Below are 21,661 nucleotides of genomic sequence, written 5' to 3' on the forward strand. Positions count from 1 at the left end.
CTACGCGGGGTGACCTACCTCTGGGCAGGCCGTCCTGCCGACTGGGCGATCACAGGAGGTTCCTCCATACGGGGGACGCCGGCCGACGCCTGCGCCGCGGCCTTCGCGGCAGCCTGGGCCGCCGCCTCCGCTGCCGCCCGCTCCACCTTCTCCGGCGTGACGAAGCGGTAGCCGACGTTGCGGACCGTACCGATCAGCGACTCGTGCTCGGGGCCGAGCTTCGCGCGCAGCCGCCGTACGTGGACGTCCACCGTCCGGGTGCCGCCGAAGTAGTCGTACCCCCAGACCTCCTGGAGCAGCTGGGCCCGGGTGAAGACCCGGCCCGGGTGCTGCGCGAGGTACTTGAGGAGCTCGAACTCCTTGAAGGTGAGGTCGAGGACCCGGCCCTTCAGCTTCGCCGAGTACGTCGCCTCGTCGACCGACAGGTCGCCGTTGCGGATCTCCATCGGGGAGTCGTCGGAGCCCAGCTGCTGGCGGCCGGTGGCGAGGCGCAGCCGCGCCTCCACCTCGGCCGGGCCCGCGGTGTCGAGAAGGACGTCGTCGATGCCCCAGTCGGCGGTGACGGCGGCGAGGCCGCCCTCCGTGACGACGAGGATCAGCGGACAGCCGGGGCCGGTGGAGCGGAGCAGCTGGCACAGCGAGCGCACCTGCGGCAGATCGCGGCGGCCGTCGACGAGGATGACGTCCGCGCCGGGGGTGTCCACGAGCGCGGGGCCCTCGGCGGGGGCCACCCGGACGTTGTGCAGCAGCAGGCCGAGGGCGGGCAGCACCTCGGTGGACGGCTGCAGGGCATTGGTCAGCAGCAGGAGAGAGCTCATGCCCGACCACCTGCCCAGGTCGAGCGGTTCTGCACGGTTCGCTGGTCCATCACGTCGGTTCCTCCTCGGTCCCGTCGAGGACTTTCGCGGTACTGCTTCGTACGTGGTGCGTGTGGTGCCTCGCCGGTCCCCGCGCCCTGAGGCCCGGAAGGACACCACTGTTCTCGGTCCGTTCAACGTGCTGAAAGCACAAAAGGACCCGGGGGCAACGTTGCCCGGATCCTCTCGCCAGCAGAATAGCCCACCCGCCGGTGCGGGGCCGAGGCTTCGGCCACCGCCCTTCTGTGGTTCATGCCACCTTTACGCCCAGCTTATGCCCGGGTTTCACCGGATCGATGGGCGTACGGCAGGCCGTCCGGGCGCACGCGGGGCGCACATGGCGCGCGCGGGGGCACGCCGGATCACCGGGCGGGAGGGGTCATCATGGAGGCCGACGGTAGAGAGCCGACGATAGGAGCTGCAGTGGCAACCGGAACCATCCGCTTCTGGGCGGCGGCCAAGGCCGCGGCCAAGACGGCGGAGGAGCCGTACTCGGCGCAGACACTGGCCGAGGCGCTCGACGCCGTGCGGGAACGCCACCCCGGTGAGCTGACCCGGGTCCTGCAGCGCTGCTCCTTCCTCGTGAACGAAGAGCCCGTGGGCAAGCGCCCGCACGATGCCGTTCCGCTGACCGAGGGGGGCACCGTCGAGGTGCTTCCGCCGTTCGCGGGCGGGTGAGCGGAAACCGATGAGCACTCCCGAGGAACACCAGCACCAGCAGCAGCAGCGCCGGCAGGACCCGTACGGGACCCAGACCTGGCAGTCGGACACCTGGGACACCGGCTACCAGCCGGTCCACGAGGTCCAGCCCGGCCAGCCGGTCCAGCCGCCGCTGGGCGCGCTGCCCGGCCAGCCCGTGACGCCCGAGGGCTGGTTCCGCGACGAGGCGCCGGCCCCGCAGGCCCAGGCCCCCGAGGGCTGGGCCCAGGGCGGCGCCGGTGCGCAGTGGCCGGACGGGTCCGGAGCCGTGGCCGAGCAGGCGGCGTACCTGCCGCCCTACCCGGGCCCGGCGGCAGCCGACCCGCAGCCGCAGCCGGTCGCTCCCGAGGGCTGGTTCCGGGACGAGGCGCCCGCCGCCCAGGCCCCGGCCCCCGCGGCCGAGTGGCCGCCGAGCGGTGGCCCGGGCGCGGCCTGGGCCGAGGGTTCCGCCGCCGAGCAGACGGCCTACCTCCCGCCCCAGGCGGCCGGTGCCGCCGAGCAGACGGCCTACCTGCCGCCGTACCCCGGCCCCGAGGCACCGGCGGCCGCCGAGACCGCGTACCTGCCGCCCTATCCCGGCCCCGGCGCGGCCGACCCGCAGCCGCAGGCGCAGCCCATGGCGCCCGAGGGCTGGTTCCGCGACGAGGCGCCCGCTGCCCAGGCTCCCGCAGCCGGCTGGCAGCCGGGCAGCCTCCAGGACGAGGCGCCCGCTGCCCACGTCCAGGACCCTGCTGCCGAGTGGCCGCCGAGCGGTGGCCCGGGGGCGTCGTGGGCCGAGGGTTCCGCCGCCGAGCAGACGGCCTACCTCCCGCCCCAGGCCGCCGTCGCCCCCGCGGGTGACGCGGCCGAGCAGACCGCCTTCCTGCCGCCGTACCCCGGTCCCGAGGAGCCGGCCGCCACGGCCGCCCCCGCTCCGGCGGCACAGCCCGCCGCCCCGGCCGGCGCCGTCGCAACCCTCGGCTCCGAGGTCCCGGGCGAGGAGCCCGAGTACTCCCCGCCCACCCTCGCCGGCAACACCGTGCGCGCCGTCGACCCCGCCCAGGCGCGCGCCGAGGGCCGGTCGCCGATCATCGACCCCGGCCCGCAGCCGGCCATACTGACCGCCGCCCTCGGGCTGCTGCTGGCCGGTGCCGCCGCCGTCGGGGACCTCGCGCTGCTCGCCCCGCTGGTCGCCCTCCAGGCGCTCACCGCGGCCGGCTGGTTCCGGCTCAACGGCATGTGGCCCGCCCGGCAGGGCATCGCCCTCGCCTTCCTCGGGGCGCTCGTCGCCGACGGCGCCGTGCTCGCCGTGGACGACTCGTACGGGCCCGGCGCGATCATCGGCACCCTCGGGGCCTGGGTGCTGCTCACGCTGGTCCTCCAGCTGCGCAGCCACGCCGACCCCGACGAGCGGATGTACGGGCTCATGGCCTCCGTGGCCTCCGCCGCGCTGGCCATCGCGTGCGCCGGCTACCTGGCCGCCGACTCCGCCGCCGTCAGCGTCGGCGCCGCGGCCGTCGCGGTCGCCGTGTTCACCCGCGCGCTGCCGCTGCCGACGCCGGCCTCCGTCGGCGTCTCGCTGGCCGCGGCCACCGGCGCCGGCATCGCGGTCGGCGAAATGACCTCCGTCGGGGTGGGCGGGGCGCTGGTCGGCCTGGCCGCCGGGGTGTGCGCGCTGATCGGGCTGCGCGTGGCCGCGTACGACTACCCGTCCAAGTTCGTGCACATGACGGCCGGTGTCGCGCTGCCGCTGGCGGCCGCCGCTCCCGCCGTCTACCTGATCGGACGGGTGGTCGGCTGAGACCGGATCTCCCGTACGGAGGCCGACCGCGGCAGGAGTCACACCGCCGCTGACGGCCTCCGTACGGCCGATCATGGTCCACTAGAACGCACGTACCGATCTACAGGGGGAGGGGCACGTGCGGTTCCTGCGTGTCGTTGTGATCATCGGAGTGGTGCTGGGCGCGCTGTTCGCGGGCGCCGACCGCTGGGCGGTCAACTATGCCGAGAACCGGCTGGCCGAGCGCATCCAGGCCCGCCAGGGGCTGGCGGGGAGCACCGAGGTGGACATCCACGGGTTCCCGTTCCTGACCCAGGCGCTCAGCCACGACCTCGACCGCGTCGACGTGAAGCTGAAGGGCGTCGAGGCCGTCTCGGACGGCCGCAAGACGCGGCTCTCGCAGCTCGACGCCAGTTTCCGCAGCGTGAAGCTGAACGGGGACTACAGCGGAGGTACCGCCGAGCGGGCCGAGGGCACGGCCCTCGTCACGTACCAGGACCTGACCGAGGCCTCGCAGACCGGTGTGACGGTCACCTACGGCGGGGCGCCGGGCAAGGTGAAGGTCACGGCGGCCGTGGAGGTCCTCGGCCGCAAGCTCTCCCCCAGCGTGGTGTCGACGGTCACGCTCGTGGACGCCCCGGGCGGCGGCAAGATGGTCCGGGTCCGGGCCGACGAGGTGCCCGGTGAGGGCCTGCCCGGGATCGAGGGCGCGGTCCGCAAGAAGACCGACTTCGACCGCCGGCTCGACGGCGGGCTGCCGTCCGGGCTCAAGCTGGCCACGCTGACCTCGGACGAGGCCGGAGTCCACCTCACGCTGACCGGCTCGGACGTGGTGCTGGCCGGATCGTGAGACGGTACGGTCCGATCCGTAGAAGGACGGGCCGTACGAAGGCCCCCGGAGGCGGTGCGGCAGCTGCCCGGGGGCATGTGCATCCCAGTATCCGGACGATCCTGTCTCGGAATATGACACACCGGTGACAGGGCGGCCGATTCGTCCCTACGATCCATGGCTATGAAGCATCAGCAGGCGGACCTCACGAAGCGACGGGCAGTAGACCTGTGTCGCGTCGCCGCCATGCTCTGTCGATCCATGTGACCTGTGAGCGCTTCCGCTCCATCAGCCGGACGACCGTCCTTCCCGCGTGACCGCACCGCAGCCGCCCCCTCCTATCCGCTGACGCCTCCCCGCGCAGTGATCCGAGGGCGCACCCGCAGCGGCACGCACCAGCAGCACCCAGCACCCGCAGACCGCTCCGCAGCACCTGCACCTGCACAGCACGCCCCGCCGCACACTGCCCCGGAGGAGAACACCATGAGCCGCAGCGACGTCCTCGTAGACGCCGACTGGGTCGAGGCCCACCTGAACGACGCCGACGTCGTGATCGTCGAGGTGGACGAGGACACGTCCGCGTACGACAAGAACCACATCACCAACGCCGTCCGGATCGACTGGAAGCAGGACCTCCAGGACCCGGTCCGCCGCGACTTCGTGGACCAGGAGGGCTTCGAGAAGCTCCTCTCCGCCAAGGGCATCTCCAACGAGGACACGGTCGTCCTCTACGGCGGCAACAACAACTGGTTCGCGTCCTACGCCTACTGGTACTTCAAGCTGTACGGCCACCAGAACGTCCGCCTCCTCGACGGCGGCCGCAAGAAGTGGGAGCTCGACTCCCGCGACCTGGTCGACGGCACCGAGGTCCCGAACCGCCCGGCAACCGAGTACAAGGCCCAGCCGCAGGACACCTCGATCCGCGCGTTCCGCGACGACGTCGTGGCCGCGATCGGCTCCCTGAACCTGGTCGACGTCCGCTCGCCCGACGAGTTCTCCGGCAAGCTGCTCGCCCCGGCGCACCTCCCGCAGGAGCAGTCGCAGCGCCCCGGCCACGTGCCGAGCGCCCGCAACATCCCGTGGTCGAAGAACGCCAACGACGACGGCACCTTCAAGTCCGACGAGGAGCTGACCGCCCTCTACGAGGCCGAGCAGGTCGACCTGTCGAAGGACACCATCGCGTACTGCCGCATCGGTGAGCGCTCCGCGCTGACCTGGTTCGTCCTGCACCAGCTCCTGGGCCAGGAGAACGTCAAGAACTACGACGGCTCCTGGACCGAGTACGGCTCCCTGGTCGGCGTGCCGATCGAGCTCGGCGCCAACAAGTAGTTCCCGGGCACGCGACGCCCCGTAGACCGTACGACCTCTCTAGGACAGGACAGAGAACATGTGTGGAGCACAGATCGGCGGGCCCGACCTCGCGACGCTCAAGCCCGGTGAGACCGCCATCCAGGGTCAGGTGACCAAGGACGGCGAGCCCATCAGCGGGTACGTGCGCCTGCTCGACTCGACCGGCGAGTTCACGGCCGAGGTCCCGACCTCGGCGACCGGCCAGTTCCGCTTCTACGCGGCGACCGGCCAGTGGACCCTGCGGGCGCTGGTCCCCGGCGCCCAGGCGGACCGCGCCGTGGTCGTGGCCGAGGCCGGCGGCGTGACGGACGTGGCGATCGCGGTCTGACGACCGCGCTGCGCACGCAGCGGTAGCCGAACCGGCCGGAGGGCCGCACCCCAGGGGTTGGACGCCACTGGAACGGGGTGCGGCCCTTCGCGCCTTCCCCGGACTCCGTCCGGGGGGACCCCAGCCTGCGGCTCTACCATGGAGGCATGTACGCCCGGCGGCGCCGCGTCTACTTCCTCCTCATGGGCGGCTGCATCTTCCTGTTCGTCTCCGCCTGGTCCTTCGTGCGGCTGTTCTCGGTCGAGGCGGCCGTGGCCCTGTGCGTGGTCGCCATGGTCATCCCGCCGGTCGCCGCGATGATCGCGAACCGGCGCGGGCCGGACGACCGCTGGTGGGACGACCCCTCGGGCGACCCGAAGTCCGACGAGTGGTGGGACGAACTGGACGGAAAGCGGCGTCACGAGGATTGAAACCCCGAGACATCAAAACGTAATAAGCATTCGTACAACTGCTCCCCTCAGGGACGGGTCATGGGTACGCACGGGTAACCACCCAGTGCCTCACGTCCTGTGGGGGGACTTCCTTGGAACACGAACAGACCCTTCCTGAGCAGCCGGAAGGGGAGGAGACCGCCGCCCGCCGCCCCCGCGGCCGCAGCCGTACGGTCCTCCTGATCGCCGGCGCCGCCGTACTCGGCGTGCTCGCGGGCACGGTCACCGGCTACGCGATCCAGTACGACCGCGAGCCCACCCCGCTGCCGCCGCTGGCGCAGCAGAAGATCGACGAGCCGAAGCCGCAGGCTCCGAACGAGTCGACGAGCACCCGCGCCCTCAACGCCAACCGCTGGCACAAGACGGACGACGATCTGACGAAGCTGCTGATCGAGGCCCCGGCCGGGGTGGAGGTCCGCTCCTCGGGGACGGTGTCCCCGGACGCGTTCTCGGCGGACTACTACAAGGAGCCGGGCAGCGGCCTTCGCAGCCAGCTCCGGCAGGACGTACGGCGGATCGCCGAGCTGGAGTGGGCGCAGGACGACCGGAACTTCGTCACCGTCCGGCTCTTCCAGTACCGAGACCGCTCCGGTGCCGACTGGTACCAGCACGCCCACGACTACCTGGTGGAGGAGCGGTACGCGGGCAACTCCGGCAAGGACCTGCCCGGCGTGCCCGCCGGCTTCGGCCACCTGTGGGTGGACTCGGGGCAGCGGGAGAAGCCGGGCTACCTCCCGACGAAGTCGGCCCGGGTCCTCGCCCGGCGCGGCGACATCGTCATGGAGATCAGCTACATGAACAACCGCGGCGTCCTCGACGAGAAGGACATCGTCGAGATCGCCAAGCGACAGTGGGAGCGGCTGTGAGCGACCCGCAGGACAGCAAGGACGTGACGGCCGCAGCGACCGGGCCGGCCGAGGCGACCGGGCCGGCCGCAGCGACCGAGGTGACTGCACCCGAGGTGACTGCACCCGAGGCGACTGCCCCCGAGGTAACTGCCCCCGAGGTGACGCAGGCCGCCGCGCCGCGGGCGCGGAGCCGCCGGACCGTGGCGCTGATCGCGGGCGGGCTCGGCATCGCCGTCCTCGCCGGCGGCGCCCTCTGGGCCGCCGGGCGGATCGCCGACGCCGACCGCACCGCGCCGACCCGGTACTGGGTCGCGGCGGGCGCCGATCCCAGGCCCACCGGTACGCCGGAACCGGTCGCGACCGTGCCGCCGAACGAGCTGACGGGCAAGCTGCTGCCGGTCACCGCCGAATTCGAGCTCGGCCCCGACCTCGACGCCGAGGGCAACGACTTCTACGTGTCGGGCGAGCGGGCGCTCCAGGCCGTCAAGGACGCGCGCACCGGGCTCTCCGGCGCCGAGCGGGCGGAACGGGACGCGGCGCTGGCCGGCCTGAAGCTCAAAGGCGTGGCCGGACGCAGCTACCACCGGTCCAGCGAACAGCTGGTGATGGAGATCCAGCTCACCCAGGCCGATCCGCAGGCCCTCGCGAAGCTCTCCGAGTTCAGCAGGAAGATCCTCGAGCTGACCGGCGGCGGCCGCGACGCGCCGAAGATCGAGGGCTTCCCCGACGCCAAGTGTTCGGTGTCGGTCCTCGGCAAGGAGAAGCAGGAGGACCAGAACAAGATCGACACGATCGACTGCGAGGCCCTCCAGGGCGATGTGCTGGTGAGCTTCCGGATGTACGGGCCGAAGCCCCTTTCCGCGAACGACGCCGCAGACCTGTTCAAGCAGCAGCTGAACCACCTGAAGTCCCCCGGGGAGTCCGTGTGACCGAGCAGAACACCGCCGACACCGCCCCCGCGGCGGAGCCCGCCCCGGAGGAGCAGCCCGCCGGCGCCGACACGCTCGTACCGGTCGCCGAGCCGGCGGCACCGGCAGAAGCAGCGGTACCGGCCGCCCCCAAGGACCGCCGCAAGCCGTTCGCCGCACTCCGCTGGACGGCGGCCGCCGTCGTCTTCGCCGCCGTCGGCACAGGTGTTGCGTACGGGATCAGCCGGGCCGAGCGCACCGACCTCCCCGGCCTGTCCACCCAGGACGACGGCCGCTGGGCCTACCCGGTCCTGGCCAAGCCCGCGCTGCCCGCCGGCGCCCCGCTGCCCGCGGGCAAGGACAACAAGGACGAGACGCACTACGCGCCGCTCACCGGTCTGCTGCTGCCGGCGCCCGAGGGCGCCGAGCCGGATGCCGGGCTCAAGGCGGACAAGGGCCAGCTGGTCTCCACCGACGCCTTCCTGGAGGAGTACGCCCCCGACGGCCGGGCGAAGCTGAAGGAGGGCCTGGAGTTCGAGGGGCTGCGCCAGATCGTCGCCCGCGGCTGGACCACCGCCGACGGCACGCGCACGCACGTCTACCTGCTGCGCTTCCACTCCTCGGGCTTCGTGAACGCCTTCCGCGGCTGCGACATCAATACGCAGCTGGCCGGCGCCCCGGCCCTGGAGATGGACACGGCCTGGAGCAAGGTCAAGAGCACGCAGCCCAGCATGGACGGGCAGCCCGTCAGCCACACGCTCAAAAGCGGCGGCACCAGCCTGTACCAGGAGCCCAAGCCCGCGAACGGGGACGAGCAGACCAAGCTCGGATGCCTCCAGGCGGGTGACGTCCAGGCCGTGATCGTCCAGACCCGCAAGGGCGAGGTGGCCACCGTTCCCTTCCACCAGACGGTGGTCCTGCAGAGCCAGCTGCTGGGCTGACCGCCCGCAGGAGGCGGCTGCGGCCTACCTCACGGAGTGCGCCGGTCCCCGGGCCAGTAGGCTTGGGGACCGGCCCCGTACACGCCCACATCACTCCGAGGAGCACCCCGTGCTTGAGGCATTCTTCACCTCCCTGCTGGTTCTGGTCTGCGTCGGCGTGCTCGCCTTCACCGGCCTCGCAGTGAAGAAGCTGTACCAGGGCCAGCGCTGATCTCCGATCGGCCGCCCTCCCGGACCCGGAACCCCTCCCCACAGATCGCCTGAGCAGCCACACATGATCCAGATCCCGTCCGACCTGAACCCGGGCCTCGTCCCCCTCGCCTTCCTCCTCGGCACGTGGGAGGGCGCGGGCGTCTTCGACTTCCCCGGTGAAGAGAAGTGCAACTTCGGCCAGGAAGTCGTCTTCGGCCACGACGGCCGGGACTTCCTGGAGTACACCTCCCACAGCTGGGTCCTCGACGCCGAGGGCAACAAGGTGCGGCCGCTGGAGTCCGAGTCCGGCTACTGGCGCATCGACAAGGACCGCAAGGTCGAGATCGTCATGGTCCGCGACCAGGGCGTCGTCGAGGTCTGGTACGGCGAGCTCGCCGACCAGAAGCCCCAGATCGACCTGGTGACGGACGCCGTCGCCCGCACCGCGGCCTCCGGCCCGTACAGCGGCGGCAAGCGGCTCTACGGCTACGTGAAGAGCGACCTGATGTGGGTCGGCGAGAAGGCCACGCCGGACGTCGAGCTGCGCCCGTACATGTCGGCCCAGCTCAAGAAGGTCGTCACGCCCGAGGAGGTCGCCGAGATGGCGCGCAACCTCCCGGACATGCCGGACGACGGCATCGCCTTCTTCCGCTGACGGCGGTTGTCCACAGACTGTGCAAGAAGGGGACCACGGGCCGGCCCGTGGTCCCCTTCGCGCGCTTACACTGGCCGGGTGGGGACCATCGGAGACACCGACAGTGCTGACTGGAAGACCGACCTGCGGCAGCGCGGATACCGGCTGACCCCGCAGCGCCAGCTCGTCCTGGAAGCGGTCGACACGCTGGAGCACGCGACCCCGGACGAGATCCTCGCGCACGTGCGCAAGACCGCCTCCGGAGTCAACATCTCCACCGTCTACCGGACGCTGGAGCTCCTGGAGGAGCTGAAGCTCGTCTCGCACGCCCACCTGGGGCACGGCGCCCCCACGTACCACCTCGCCGACCGGCACCACCACATCCACCTGGTCTGCCGCGAGTGCACCGACGTGATCGAGGCGGACGTGGACATCGCCGCCGAGTTCACCGCGAAGCTGCGCGCCACCTTCGGCTTCGAGACCGACATGAAGCACTTCGCGATCTTCGGACTCTGCAAGAAGTGCGCCGCGAAGCAGCACGAGGCTCCGGCATAGGAGCGGGCCGGGCCGGGTCGTAGGCTTGGTGGCATGACCAGCAGCCCCTTGCTCCATCTCCCCGGCGCCGTACCGGCCGAAGGCCGCGACGAGGGCGTCGCCGCCCACTACGGAGAGCTCTACGGCGAACAACGCGCGCTCGCGGACGGCCGCGGTTTCGTCGACCTCTCGCACCGCGGAGTCGTCACCGTCACCGGACCGGAGCGGCTGAGCTGGCTGCACCTGCTGCTCACCCAGCACCTCACCGAACTCCCGCCCGGGCAGGCCACCGAGGCGCTGATCCTCTCCGCCAACGGCCACATCGAGCACGCGCTCTACCTGGTCGACGACGGCGAGACCGTGTGGGCGCACGTGGAGCCCGGCACGCAGGAGGCGCTGATCGCCTACCTGGAGTCGATGAAGTTCTTCTACCGCGTCGAAGTCGCCGACCGCACCGCCGACTTCGCCGTCGTACACCTGCCGGCCGGCTCCATCGCCGAGGTCGCCAAGGAGTACGCCGTACGGGAGACCGCGCACGGCCGCGACGTCTTCGTGCCCCGCGCCGAGCTGGAGGCCTTCGCCGCCGCGCACGGCCCCGCCGCCGGGCTCCTCGCGTACGAGGCCCTGCGCGTGGAGGCGCACCGGCCGCGGCTCGGCCTGGAGACCGACCACCGCACCATCCCGCACGAGCTGGGCTGGATCGGCACCGCCGTGCACCTCCAGAAGGGCTGCTACCGCGGCCAGGAGACGGTGGCCCGCGTCCACAACCTCGGCAAGCCCCCGCGCCGCCTGGTCTTCCTTCACCTGGACGGCTCCGAGGTGCTCCTCCCGGCGCACGGCACCCCGATCCGGCTCGCCGCCGACGGGGAGGAGGGCCGCCAGCTGGGCTTCGTGACCACCGCGGTCCGCCACCACGAGCTGGGCCCGATCGCCCTCGCGCTGGTCAAGCGGAACGTGCCGGTCGACGCCCCGCTGCTGGCCGGCAAGACGGCCGCCGCGCAGGAGGTCGTCGTAGCGCCGTAACAGCCCTTAGATGTCGATGACGATGGTGAACGGGCCGTGGTTGGTGAGCGAGACGCGCATGTCCGCGCCGAACCGGCCCGTCTCCACCGTCGCCCCCAGTGCGCGCAGCTGCGCGACGACCTCGTCGACCAGCGGCTCCGCGACCTCGCCGGGCGCCGCCGCGTTCCACGTGGGGCGGCGGCCCTTGCGGGCGTCCCCGTAGAGCGTGAACTGCGAGATCACCAGCAGCGGCGCACCGATGTCGCTGCAGGACTTCTCCGCCTCGAGGATCCGTACGGACCACAGCTTGCGCGCCAGCTGCGCCGCCTTCTCCGGGGTGTCGTCGTGGGTCACCCCCACCAGCACGCACAGCCCCTCGCCGACGATCTCGCCCACGGTCTCACCGGCCACGACGACGCTCGCGCCGTCCACCCTCTGCACCACTGCTCGCATACCACCTGTGTATCAGGCGTGCACCCATCAGGGGCCGATCGGGTGGCGTGGGACTGCACCGGCACCACGGAGAGTGGCACGATGCACGCAGGCGGTGCTTCCCTCCGGTCCCACGGGCCGGGCGAGACCCCATGCACCGGTCGAGGGGACGGACACGTTCACATGAATACTTCTGGTACCTCCGTACCTGCATCACCCGTACCTGCATCACCCGTACCGGCATCAGCCGCGGCCACTCCGGCAGGCGCGGTCAGACCGCCCGCGCAGCGCACGGGCGAGGAGCAGGCGCCGACCACGCCCGCCGCCACGCCCGCCACCGCGCTCGGGCTGCCGGAACTGCGCACGCTGCGCCGCGACGCGCAGCGCGACGAGGCCGATCTGAGCTACGTACGCAGACTCCTCCAGGGCCGGATCGACATCCTGCGCGCCGAACTGGCCCGGCGCAGCGACCCGGAGGCGCCGGTGACCCCGGAGCCGCCGGTGGTCGACCGGCTCTCGGAGATCCTCGCCGACGCGCCCTCCAGCCGCAGCGCCTCCGCCCGGCACGTCACGCTCGGCACCCCGCACAGCGAGGAGTTCCGGCTGCTGGCCGCGGAGATGCTGTCCGACGTGGAGCTGTCGGACCTGGACGCCCGTACCGACGGCGAACTGCACGACGCGATGGGCCGGTTGGTGGGCTACGAGCAGCAGGTCTCGCGGCGCCGCCGGCAGCTGCAGCGCACGGCGGACAACTGCAGCGCGGAGATCACCCGGCGCTACCGGGAGGGCGAGGCGCAGGTGGACGACCTGCTGGTGTAGGCAATCCGCGCGCGGGGAAATTCAGGCGACTCGGCCGGGGGCTGCGATTAGCGTGGGCGGCTATGAGTGCAGACGTCCGGCCGATCGCCGCCTCCGAACTCCCCGACTGGCTCCGAGCCGTGAGCACCGGCTTCCTGCGCCCCGACCGCGCCACCGAGTCCGACCTCGCCCAGCGGGCCAAGTACACGGACCTGGAACGCACGCTGGGCGCCTTCGACTCCGGCACCGGCCGCTGCGTGGCCACCTTGCGCTCCTTCGCCCAGGAGCTGACCGTCCCCGGTGGCAGGGCCGTGCACGCGAGCGCCGTCACCAATGTCGCCGTGCTGCCCACGCACCGCCGGCGCGGCCTGCTGACCCGGATGATGGCCGCCGAGCTGGCGGCCGCGCAGGCCCGCGGCGAAGTCGTGTCGACGCTGATCTCCGCCGAGTACCCGATCTACGGGCGGTACGGCTACGGGTCCGCGGCCTCGATCACCGAGTGGGAGATCGACGTGAGCCGCACCGGGCTCGACCCGCGCTGGTCCGGGCCCGCGGACGGCGGCCGCATCGAGCTGGTGGACGTGGCCGAGGCGCATGCGATCGGTCCCGGGCTGCACGAGCGGCTGCGGGCGGTCTCGCCCGGCACGGTCAGCCGGGACGAGCGATGGTGGCGCCTGGCCTGCGGGCTGGAGGAGATGTCGGTGCGCCCGTACAAGGACAAGTTCCACGCCGTCTACCGGACGGCGGACGGCGAGCCGGCCGGCCTCGTCGTGTACACGTCCGACGACCACTGGACGGACGGGAAGGTCCCGCTCAACACCGTGCAGGTCACGGAGCTGATCGCGGTCACCCCGGACGCGGAGCGCGCCCTGTGGCACTTCCTGTGCTCCATCGACTGGGTGCTGAAGGTCCGCACCGGCTACCGCGCCCCCGACGACCTCGTCCCGCACCTGCTGCCCGACCCGCGCTCGGCCACGATCGTGACCGCCTCGGACTTCCTGTGGGTGCGGGTGATCGACGTCGTACGGGCCCTGAGCGCGCGGACGTACGCCGTGCCCGGGGTCCTCGTACTCGAGGTGACGGACGCGGCGGGGCCGGCCGCCGGCCGCTACCGGCTCGACGCGGGCACGGGAGAGTGCACGGTCACCGAGGAGCCGGCGGACCTGCGCCTCGACGTGTCGGAGCTGGGCTCGCTGTACCTCGGTGACGAGTCGGCGGTGCGCCTCGGGGCGCTGGGGCGGATCGCGGAGCAGCGGCCGGGGGCTCTGGCGCTCGCGGACGCGGTGTTCCGCACGGCCCGCCGCCCGTGGTGCCCGACGATGTTCTGATCCCCCGGGCGCGAGACGGCACCACACGGCATGGCACTGTTGATGCACGACCGAGAAGTGAGCTGAACTACGTGGCTTCGATTGTGGAAACCCTGCGCGCGGCGGGATGCGTCTTCGCGGAGGAGGAGGCGGAGCTGCTGACGGCTGCCGCCGAGGACGGCGGCCAGCTGGCGGAGCTGGTGGCCCGCCGGGCCGGCGGCGAACCCCTGGAACACGTCGTCGGCTGGGCGCAGTTCTGCGGACTGCGCATGCGCGTGGGCGAGGGGGCGTTCGTACCGCGCCGGCGCACCGAGTTCCTGGTGCAGGAGGCCGTGGCCCTGGCCCGGCCGGACGCGGTGGTGCTCGACCTGTGCTGCGGGGTCGGCGCGCTGGGCGCGGCGGTGGCGGCGCAGCTGGGCTCCGGGGCGGAACTGCACGTGGCGGACATCGACCCGGCGGCGCTCGCGTACGCGCGGCTCAACGTGGCCCCGTACGGCGGGCGGGTCCACGAGGGCGACCTGTACGCCGCGCTCCCCGATTCGCTGCGCGGCCGGGTGGACCTGCTGGTGGTCAACGCCCCGTACGTGCCGACGGAGGAGATCGGGCTGCTCCCCTCGGAGGCCCGCGACCACGAGCCCCTGACCTCCCTGGACGGCGGCGCGGACGGCCTGGACATCCACCGCCGGGTCGCGGCGGGGGCCCTGCCCTGGCTGGCGCCGGGCGGCCGGCTGCTGATCGAGACGAGCGCCCGCCAGTCCCCGCAGACGGCCTCGGCCCTGTCGGCGGCGGGCCTGGCGGTCCGCGCGACCACCTCGGAGGAGCTGTACGCCACGGTGGTGATCGGCACCCGCGCGGCCTAGCCGGAGGACCCGGGGGCGGGGTCTCCCCCGGGCGGGGGAGGCGGCCGGGCGGGGACCGTTCACGGGGGTGATGCGGGGGTGCGGGGCGGTCGGGACGATGGTCTGCATGGCGCACACGCAGCAGCTCCGCCCCGCCGCTCCGGCCGCGCCCCGCTGGGCGGTCCGGGCCGCGCACGTCACCGCGCTCCTCGCCCTGCCGGCGGGCATCTGGCGCCTCCTGCTGGGCGCCGGCTTCCTCGCCGGGTACACCGAGGCCGGGTACGTGGCCGCGGGCCTGCCCGGCTGGGGCCGGGTGTACGTGATCGGCCTCAGCGTGGCCACCGAGCTGCTGGCGATGCTCACGCTCGGCCTGGTCCGGCCGTGGGGCGAGGTGCTCCCGTCCTGGGTCCCGCTGCTCGGCGGCCGCGGGATCCCGCAGCGGCCCGTCACGGTGGTGGCGGGCGCCGGAGCCGTGGGGCTGATCTGCCTGTGGACCCCGTTCGTCCTGTGGTGGAACCTCCCGCACCCGGACATGACGGCCGCGGGCGCCACGGTCGCGGGCTTCCTCTACCTCCCCCTCGTCGCCTGGGGTCCCCTTCTGGCGGCGGTCACGGTCTCCCGCCACCGCCGCCTTAGGCTGGCAGGGTGAACCTCGAGGACCTCGTACGGCTGCGCAGGGCACGGGACGCGATGGACCGGGATTACGCGCAGCCGCTCGACGTCCCGGTGCTGGCGCGCGTCGCCCTCATGTCGCCGGGGCACTTCTCCCGCAGCTTCCGGGCCGCCTTCGGGGAGAGCCCGTACAGCTACCTGATGACCCGGCGCGTCGAGCGGGCCAAGGCGCTGCTGCGGCGGGGCGACCTCAGCGTGACGGAGGTCTGCTTCGCGGTCGGCTGTACCTCGCTGGGGTCGTTCAGCTCCCGTTTCACCGAGCTGGTCGGCGAGACCCCGAGCGCCTACCGGGCCCGCCGCCACGACCCCGGCGCGGCCATCCCGGCATGCATCGCCAAGATCCACACCCGGCCGGTCAGAAACGGACCCGGCGGACCGGCCGCGGGCGGAGAAGCGGAAACCGGCGCCCGCCCGTAGCGTCGATGGCATGGAGATCAAGCTGTCCCAGTGCTTCATCGCCGTCGACGACCACGACAGGGCGCTCGCCTTCTACCGCGACGCCCTCGGCATGGAGGTCCGCAACGACGTGGCGTTCGAGGGGATGCGCTGGGTGACCATCGGCTCACCCGCACAGCCGGACGTGGAGATCGTCCTCGAACCGCCGGCCGCGAACCCGAACGCCTCGCCGGCCGACAAGCAGGCGATGGCCGAGCTGCTGGCCAAGGGCATGCTGCGCGGCGTGATCTTCTCCACCGACGACGTCGATGCCGCCTTCGAGCGGATCCGGGCCGCCGGCGGCGAAGTGCTCCAAGAGCCGATCGACCAGCCGTACGGGGTCCGCGACTGCGCCTTCCGCGACCCGGCCGGCAACATGCTGCGCTTCAACCAGCCGCGTGCCGGTGGGTGATTTTGCAAGCATGCGCTTGCAATAGTTAGCAGAGTCCGGCAGGATCGAGGCATGGCATCGCTCAACGTCGGAAATCTCGGCGAGTACCTCCGTGAGCAGCGGCGGCAGGCTCAGCTCTCGCTGCGGCAGCTGGCCGACGCGGCGGGGGTGTCGAATCCGTACCTGAGCCAGATCGAGCGCGGGCTGCGCAAGCCGAGCGCGGACATCCTGCAGCAGCTCGCCAAGGCGCTGCGGATCTCCGCGGAGACGCTGTACGTCCAGGCCGGGATCCTCGACGAGCGGGATCGCGACGAGGTGGAGACGCGGGCCGCGATACTCGGCGACCCGTCCATCAACGAGCGGCAGAAGCAGGTGCTGCTCCAGATCTACGACTCGTTCCGCAAGGAGAACGCGACCGAGGCCGACCTGGCCGGCGCGGACGACGACACCGACATGCACCCTACGAACTGAACTGTTGATCCGGGAGGACCAGCCACATGGCCATCGCCGATGACCTGAAGAAGACCCTCACCGACCCGACTCCGCTCTACTTCGCCGCCGGCACCGCCGATCTCGCGGTGCAGCAGGCGAAGAAGGTGCCCGGGCTCATCGAGCAGCTGCGCGCCGAGGCACCCGCACGCATCGAGGCCGTGAAGAACACCGACCCGAAGATCGTGCAGGAGAAGGCCAGGGAGGCGCAGGAGGCGGTCACCGCCAAGTTCGCCGAGGTGCTGACCGCGATCGACCCGAAGAAGCTCGGGGAGACCGCGCAGGACCTGGCGCTGCGCGGGGTCGGCGTGGCCGCCGAGTACGCCGTGCGTGCCAAGGAGACCTACGACAAGGTCGCCGAGCATGGCGAGCAGGCCGTACGGACCTGGCGGGGCGAGGTCTCCGAGGAGATCGTCGACATCGCGGTCGCCGTGGAGCCGAAGCAGGAGCCGGCGGAAGCGCCCGCCGCCGACGCCTCGGCCGGGGCCGCGGGCTCCGACGAGGAGAAGCCCGCCGCCCGCAAGGCCGCGGTACGCAGGAACAACACGAAGAAGGCCGCCGCAATGGCGGGCGACGAGAGCTGAATCGCGGACCGGAAACGGTTTCCGTGACGGCGGGCCGGGCACCAGCGGGGTGTCCGGCCCGTTGTTGTCTGCGAGGGCCGCTCTGCCGGTAGCGTGGAGGCAGGCGGCATCCGGCGTGCGAAGCGTGAGAAGCGTGAGAAGGCGGTCGAGGCGATGTTGATGAACGGGTTCGATAACGGAGTGCTCCCGTTGCTCGGGTTCGCCATGCTGGCACTCGCTGTCGTGGCCTTCGTCCTCGCGCTGCTGGCGCGGGAGGACGCGTACCGCGCCGCCGACAAGCAGACCAAGACGTTCTGGCTGGTCATCCTCGGGGTCACCGTGGTGGTGGACTTCTTCCTGGGGATGCTGTTCCTGGAGATCGCCGGCCTCGTGGCCACCATCGTGTTCTTCGTCGACGTACGCCCGGCCCTCAAGCAGGTCTCGGGCGGCGGCGGTGGCGGCCGGCGCAAGGGCGGCAGCAGCAGCGACGGCCCGTACGGCCCGTACAACGGCGGGCGCTGAGCCCCCCCGGATGACCCTCGGCTTGGGCTAACCCTCCGCGCGGGAGAGCAGGACCACCGCCACGTCGTCGGTGAGCTCGCCGCCGTTGAGGCGCCGGGCCTCGGTGACGGAGGCCTCCAGCAGCCCCTCGCCGCTCAGGCCGTCGCCGAGGTGCCGGTTGATCATCTCGACCATGCCGTCCTGCCCGAGCCGCTCCTTGCCCTCGCCGATACGGCCCTCGATCAGGCCGTCGGTGTAGAGCATCAGGCTCCAGGTGCCGCCCAGCTCGACCTGGCGGCGGGGCCAGCGGGCCTTGGGCAGCAGGCCGAGCGCCGGCCCGCTGTTCTCGTACGGGAGCAGCTGCGCGCGGCGGCCCGGCCGGGATATCAGCGGCGCCGGATGGCCGGCCAGGCACAGGCCCGCGCGGCGGCCGTCGGGGGAGATGTCCACCGTGCACAGGGTCGCGAAGATCTCCTCGCAGGGGCGCTCCACCTCCAGGACCTCCTGGAGGGTGGCCAGCAGGTCGTCCCCGCACAGGCCGGCCAGGGTCAGGGCGCGCCAGGCGATGCGGAGCTCGACGCCGAGGGCGGCCTCGTCGGGGCCGTGGCCGCAGACGTCGCCGATCATCGCGTGGACGGTGCCGTCGGGGGTGCGGACCGTGTCGTAGAAGTCCCCGCCGAGGAGGGCGCGGCTGCGGCCGGGGCGGTAGCGGGCGGCGAAGCGGAGGTCCGACCCCTCGAGGAGGGGGTTGGGGAGCAGGCCGCGCTCGAGGCGGGCGTTCTCCTGGGCCCGAAGTTTCGATTCTGCGAGCTTGTACTGGGCGATGTCCGCCCGCTTTCTCTCCACGGCGTAGCGGATCGCCCGGCTGAGGAGGCGGCCGTCCAGCTCGTCCCGGAAGAGGAAGTCCTGCGCGCCGACCCGGACGGCCTCGGCGGCGCGCTCGGCGTCGGCCTCGGCGGTGAGCACGAGGACGGCGTGGCGGGGCGCGATCCGGAGCACCTCGCGGAGGGTGTCCAGCTGGTCGACGACCGCGGTACGCGAGCCGCCGCCGGCGGTGGACCCCGGTCCGGAGAGGGAGAGGTCCAGCAGGATGCAGTGCACGTCCTGGGTGAGCAGGCGCGCGGCCTCGGTGAGGTTGCGGGCGGTGCGGAGCCGGATGCGGTGCCGGTCGGCGTCGAGGATCTCGGGCACGGTGAGCCCGCCTGCGGGGTCGTCCTCGATCACCAGCAGGGTCAGGGACGCCTGGGGTGCGGTGGCGTGCGGGGCTGCGGGCAGCTGAGCGGCCTGGGCGCTCTCCGTGGCGGGGGTCTCCCTCTGCCGCGGTACGGGTACGGCCATCGTCTCCGGTTCCTTCCCTCCCCCCGAGGGTGCGTCCGGCAGACCCTAGCGGTCGGTGGCCGCAGAACGGAATGGTGTTCCGGGACAAGGCCGCCGTCATATGCCGTTATCGCGGGGGAATGCGCCTCACTGACAGACCACTGAATGACCAACGTCACGACGGAGGCCGTAGCCGTCCCGCCTAGCGAGACGTCCGGAACCCCCCGCGGGTTCCCTCCGCCACGGCCTTTCCCACTCCGCGTCGCGCATCCCTCACGGCCGGTGGCCGCAGCCCGCCGGCTGCGGTCATGCGTCCGGGCGGACCACTGCCTTGATCGGCATCGAGCCCGCGCCCGTCAGGGTGACGTTGCGGCCCGGGCGGGGGGCGTGGACGATCGCACCGTCGCCCACGTACATCCCGACATGGCTGGCGTCGTCGAAGTAGATGATCAGGTCACCCGGCCGCATGTCCTTGATCGCGACCTTCGGCAGCAGCCGCAGCTGCTCCTGCGAGGTGCGCGGGATGCCCTTGCCCGCCGCCCGCCAGGCCTGCGAGGTGAGGCCGGAGCAGTCGAACGAGTCCGGGCCCTCGGCGCCCCACACGTACGGCTTGCCCATCTGCGCCGTGGCGTACTGGATCGCCTTCTTCCCCGACTCCGACGCCGAGCTGTTGATCTCCTTCAGCACGCCCGTCGACAGCCATGCCGACTGCGCCTTGTACTGCGCCTCCTGCTCGAGCTGGATCAGCCGGGCCTTCTCCTCGGCCTGCAGCTTGCTCTCCAGCGCCTCCGCCGCCTTGATCTTCTGCTCGATCTGCTTCTTCGAGGTCTCCTGCTTGATCCGGTTGGCTTCGAGCTTCTCCCACTGCGCGCTCGCGTCCTTCGCGTACTGCTGCAAGTCGCTCTGCGTGCGGTTCATTTCGGACATCAGGTCCGTGGCGGCCTTCTCGCCCCGGCGGATCCGGTCCGCCCCGTCGAGGAACTGGCTCGGGCTGCTGCTCAGCGCCAGCTGCGCGCCGGCCGGCATCCCGCCCGAGCGGTACTGGGCGCGCGCGGCGGCCCCCGCGCGGTTCTTGAGGGCCGTGATCCGGTCCTGCCCCGCCACCACCTGCTTAGCGATCTCGACGATCTTGGCGGACTGGGCCTTGGCCTCGCCCTCGGCGAGGTTGTACGCGTCCGTCGCCGTGCCCGCCCGGCGGTACAGCTCGTCGATCTCCTTGCGCACCTGCTCAAGGGACTTGGCGCCCGGCTCCGGCAGTGGCGCCGCCTGCGCCACACCGCTCATGCCCGCCACGGCGAGCAGCGCCGTCGCACACAGCAGCGTGAGAGCGGACGCACCGCTGCGCCGCCTACGCTCCACGGTCCCCATGGTCCCCCCAAGGTGCCCCGAGTCCGACCCGACGCCGGATCCGCACCGGATCCGGCATCACATCTGACTATTCGTCAGTAACTTTGCGCTGCCTTCGGGATGGTGCCACGAGTCGGTGAATTCCAACACCCTCACAGGTGTCATCCCGATCTTCCCCAGTCCCCCACACGCATCCCGACGGCTCAACGGGCCACCCCGGCAACCGGTTCCCCGCACCGGCCACATTCACCCCGCCGGGCGCAACGCCTCCCAACGCACCGTCAGTTCCCCCTGCCGCCACCGCCCCGGCCCGTCCGCCAGCGGCCAGTCCGCGGCCAGGGCCCGCGCCGTCCGGATCCAGCGCTGACGCGCCCCGTACGAGGCGTACGGGGCCGCCGCCGCCCACGCCCGGTCGAAGTCGCGCAGGAACGCATGCACCGGCTCGCCCGGCACGTTGCGGTGGATGAGCGCCTTCGGCAGCCGCTCCGCCAGGTCCGAAGGGCGCTCGAGGGAACCCAGCCGGGTCGCGAACGTCACCGTGCGCGCCCCCTCGGGCCCCAGCGCAACCCACACATGACGCCGCCCGATCTCGTCACAGGTCCCCTCGACGAGCAGCCCGTCCGGGGCCAGGCGCGCGCACAGCCGCTCCCACACCGCCGCCACCTGCTCCTCGTCGTACTGGCGCAGTACGTTCGCCGCACGGATCAGCGCCGGCCGGGCCCCGCCCTCCAGCGGCACCTCGAAGCCGCCGTGCCGGAAGCTGAGCCCCTCGCGCTCGTACGGCTTCGCCGCCGCGACCCGCGCCGGCTCGATCTCGATGCCGACCACCCGCACCCGCGGCGCCGCCTCCCGCAGCCGGGCCAGCAGCTCCACCGCCGTCCACGGCGCGGCCCCGTAGCCGAGGTCCACCGCGACCGGCGCCTGCGAGCGCCGCAGCACCGCCCCGTGCGTGGCCGCGATCCAGCGGTCCATCCGGCGCAGCCGGTTCGGGTTCGTCGTCCCGCGGGTCACCGTGCCCACAGGGCGGCGCGGGGGCGGGGCGGAGCGGGAGGACATGCGCCGAGCGTAAGCGGAGGGCCCCCGCCGGATGAAAAGAGGGCAGACCGCGCGGCAAACACCGAGGAAAAAACACCGGCTCCCGGAATGCGGGACACGGCCGTCCGGGTTGCACTCCTTGGAGGGCGCCCCGCGCGCTCCGTCAGCCGTGCCCTGCCCCTGCCCGTACCGTCCAGCACGCCGCCGTCCGAGCGAGAGGAAC

Annotated in this window: 27 protein-coding genes; 22 read left to right on the plus strand and 5 right to left on the minus strand. The window is 72.4% G+C overall.

Annotation, left to right across the window (positions count from 1 at the left end; translation table 11 throughout):
- Positions 1-14: 14 nt before the first annotated feature.
- On the minus strand, positions 15-818 hold the full coding sequence (locus OHT74_RS21425) for a response regulator transcription factor (protein WP_266665973.1): 804 nt from the start codon (positions 816-818) through the stop codon (positions 15-17).
- Between the two features lie 462 nt (positions 819-1,280).
- Between OHT74_RS21425 and OHT74_RS21430 the strand changes: the two genes are divergently transcribed.
- The 13 genes from OHT74_RS21430 (at position 1,281) to ygfZ (ending at position 11,333) form a co-directional block, all read left to right on the plus strand.
- On the plus strand, positions 1,281-1,535 hold the full coding sequence (locus OHT74_RS21430; protein WP_266665974.1) for a MoaD/ThiS family protein: 255 nt from the start codon (positions 1,281-1,283) through the stop codon (positions 1,533-1,535).
- Positions 1,536-2,067: 532 nt separating this feature from the next.
- Complete coding sequence (locus OHT74_RS21435) at positions 2,068-3,336, plus strand: hypothetical protein (RefSeq protein WP_443047719.1); 1,269 nt, start codon at positions 2,068-2,070, stop codon at positions 3,334-3,336.
- Between the two features lie 118 nt (positions 3,337-3,454).
- Positions 3,455-4,165: an LmeA family phospholipid-binding protein gene (locus OHT74_RS21440; protein WP_266995463.1), complete on the plus strand. Its 711-nt coding sequence runs from the start codon at positions 3,455-3,457 to the stop codon at positions 4,163-4,165.
- Positions 4,166-4,327: 162 nt separating this feature from the next.
- Complete coding sequence (locus tag OHT74_RS42160) at positions 4,328-4,411, plus strand: putative leader peptide (protein WP_350206375.1); 84 nt, start codon at positions 4,328-4,330, stop codon at positions 4,409-4,411.
- Between the two features lie 216 nt (positions 4,412-4,627).
- Positions 4,628-5,473: a sulfurtransferase gene (locus OHT74_RS21445; RefSeq protein ID WP_328621083.1), complete on the plus strand. Its 846-nt coding sequence runs from the start codon at positions 4,628-4,630 to the stop codon at positions 5,471-5,473.
- A gap of 58 nt (positions 5,474-5,531) precedes the next feature.
- On the plus strand, positions 5,532-5,822 hold the full coding sequence (locus tag OHT74_RS21450; RefSeq protein ID WP_266628021.1) for a DUF1416 domain-containing protein: 291 nt from the start codon (positions 5,532-5,534) through the stop codon (positions 5,820-5,822).
- 146 nt (positions 5,823-5,968) lie between these two features.
- A complete protein-coding gene (locus tag OHT74_RS21455; RefSeq protein WP_030300849.1) occupies positions 5,969-6,232 on the plus strand; it encodes a DUF3099 domain-containing protein in 264 nt (87 codons plus the stop codon).
- 113 nt (positions 6,233-6,345) lie between these two features.
- On the plus strand, positions 6,346-7,119 hold the full coding sequence (locus tag OHT74_RS21460; protein WP_328621084.1) for a hypothetical protein: 774 nt from the start codon (positions 6,346-6,348) through the stop codon (positions 7,117-7,119).
- Entirely contained in the window at positions 7,116-8,030 is a 915-nt protein-coding gene (locus OHT74_RS21465; RefSeq protein WP_328621085.1) for a hypothetical protein, read from the plus strand. Before OHT74_RS21460 ends, OHT74_RS21465 begins: the two co-directional genes overlap by 4 nt.
- Positions 8,027-8,950, plus strand: a complete 924-nt coding sequence (locus OHT74_RS21470) for a hypothetical protein (RefSeq protein ID WP_328621086.1) — start codon at positions 8,027-8,029, stop codon at positions 8,948-8,950. The genes OHT74_RS21465 and OHT74_RS21470 overlap by 4 nt, the downstream gene beginning before the upstream one ends.
- A gap of 274 nt (positions 8,951-9,224) precedes the next feature.
- Positions 9,225-9,797 (plus strand): FABP family protein, encoded by a 573-nt coding sequence (locus OHT74_RS21475; protein WP_266665980.1) that lies wholly within the window; start codon positions 9,225-9,227, stop codon positions 9,795-9,797.
- A gap of 78 nt (positions 9,798-9,875) precedes the next feature.
- The gene (locus OHT74_RS21480) at positions 9,876-10,331 is read left to right on the plus strand and encodes a Fur family transcriptional regulator (protein WP_266665981.1); all 456 of its coding nucleotides are present in this window, start codon (positions 9,876-9,878) and stop codon (positions 10,329-10,331) included.
- Between the two features lie 33 nt (positions 10,332-10,364).
- The gene (ygfZ, locus tag OHT74_RS21485) at positions 10,365-11,333 is read left to right on the plus strand and encodes a CAF17-like 4Fe-4S cluster assembly/insertion protein YgfZ (RefSeq protein ID WP_266665982.1); all 969 of its coding nucleotides are present in this window, start codon (positions 10,365-10,367) and stop codon (positions 11,331-11,333) included.
- A 6-nt stretch (positions 11,334-11,339) separates the two neighbouring features.
- Here the strand turns inward: ygfZ and dtd are convergent, their stop codons facing one another.
- On the minus strand, positions 11,340-11,765 hold the full coding sequence (dtd, locus tag OHT74_RS21490) for a D-aminoacyl-tRNA deacylase (RefSeq protein WP_053787895.1): 426 nt from the start codon (positions 11,763-11,765) through the stop codon (positions 11,340-11,342).
- 162 nt (positions 11,766-11,927) lie between these two features.
- Between dtd and OHT74_RS21495 the strand changes: the two genes are divergently transcribed.
- The 9 genes from OHT74_RS21495 to OHT74_RS21535 all read left to right on the plus strand — a co-directional run bounded on the left by OHT74_RS21495 (position 11,928) and on the right by OHT74_RS21535 (position 17,760).
- Entirely contained in the window at positions 11,928-12,563 is a 636-nt protein-coding gene (locus OHT74_RS21495) for an RsiG family protein (protein ID WP_328621087.1), read from the plus strand.
- Between the two features lie 62 nt (positions 12,564-12,625).
- Complete coding sequence (locus OHT74_RS21500; RefSeq protein WP_328621088.1) at positions 12,626-13,870, plus strand: GNAT family N-acetyltransferase; 1,245 nt, start codon at positions 12,626-12,628, stop codon at positions 13,868-13,870.
- Between the two features lie 62 nt (positions 13,871-13,932).
- Complete coding sequence (locus OHT74_RS21505) at positions 13,933-14,709, plus strand: putative protein N(5)-glutamine methyltransferase (protein WP_328623360.1); 777 nt, start codon at positions 13,933-13,935, stop codon at positions 14,707-14,709.
- A 106-nt stretch (positions 14,710-14,815) separates the two neighbouring features.
- Positions 14,816-15,337 carry a hypothetical protein gene (locus OHT74_RS21510; RefSeq protein ID WP_328621089.1) on the plus strand — a complete coding sequence of 174 codons (522 nt, stop codon included), beginning with the start codon at positions 14,816-14,818 and terminating at the stop codon, positions 15,335-15,337.
- Positions 15,334-15,777 carry a helix-turn-helix transcriptional regulator gene (locus OHT74_RS21515; RefSeq protein WP_328621090.1) on the plus strand — a complete coding sequence of 148 codons (444 nt, stop codon included), beginning with the start codon at positions 15,334-15,336 and terminating at the stop codon, positions 15,775-15,777. Before OHT74_RS21510 ends, OHT74_RS21515 begins: the two co-directional genes overlap by 4 nt.
- Positions 15,778-15,787: 10 nt before the next feature.
- A complete protein-coding gene (locus tag OHT74_RS21520; protein WP_328621091.1) occupies positions 15,788-16,207 on the plus strand; it encodes a VOC family protein in 420 nt (139 codons plus the stop codon).
- A gap of 51 nt (positions 16,208-16,258) precedes the next feature.
- Complete coding sequence (locus OHT74_RS21525) at positions 16,259-16,657, plus strand: helix-turn-helix domain-containing protein (RefSeq protein ID WP_266665988.1); 399 nt, start codon at positions 16,259-16,261, stop codon at positions 16,655-16,657.
- A gap of 26 nt (positions 16,658-16,683) precedes the next feature.
- Complete coding sequence (locus OHT74_RS21530) at positions 16,684-17,259, plus strand: hypothetical protein (protein ID WP_266665989.1); 576 nt, start codon at positions 16,684-16,686, stop codon at positions 17,257-17,259.
- 153 nt (positions 17,260-17,412) lie between these two features.
- The gene (locus OHT74_RS21535) at positions 17,413-17,760 is read left to right on the plus strand and encodes a DUF2516 family protein (protein ID WP_328621092.1); all 348 of its coding nucleotides are present in this window, start codon (positions 17,413-17,415) and stop codon (positions 17,758-17,760) included.
- Between the two features lie 27 nt (positions 17,761-17,787).
- On the opposite strand, the gene OHT74_RS21540 is transcribed toward OHT74_RS21535, so the two are convergent.
- The 3 genes from OHT74_RS21540 to OHT74_RS21550 form a co-directional block, all read right to left on the minus strand.
- The gene (locus OHT74_RS21540) at positions 17,788-19,077 is read right to left on the minus strand and encodes a PP2C family protein-serine/threonine phosphatase (protein ID WP_266665991.1); all 1,290 of its coding nucleotides are present in this window, start codon (positions 19,075-19,077) and stop codon (positions 17,788-17,790) included.
- Positions 19,078-19,362: 285 nt separating this feature from the next.
- Complete coding sequence (locus OHT74_RS21545; protein ID WP_328621093.1) at positions 19,363-20,424, minus strand: C40 family peptidase; 1,062 nt, start codon at positions 20,422-20,424, stop codon at positions 19,363-19,365.
- A gap of 225 nt (positions 20,425-20,649) precedes the next feature.
- Positions 20,650-21,459, minus strand: a complete 810-nt coding sequence (locus tag OHT74_RS21550) for a class I SAM-dependent methyltransferase (RefSeq protein ID WP_266665993.1) — start codon at positions 21,457-21,459, stop codon at positions 20,650-20,652.
- Positions 21,460-21,661 lie beyond the last annotated feature (202 nt).

The sequence above is a fragment of the Streptomyces sp. NBC_00354 genome, from assembly GCF_036106915.1.
GTDB lineage: Bacteria > Actinomycetota > Actinomycetes > Streptomycetales > Streptomycetaceae > Streptomyces.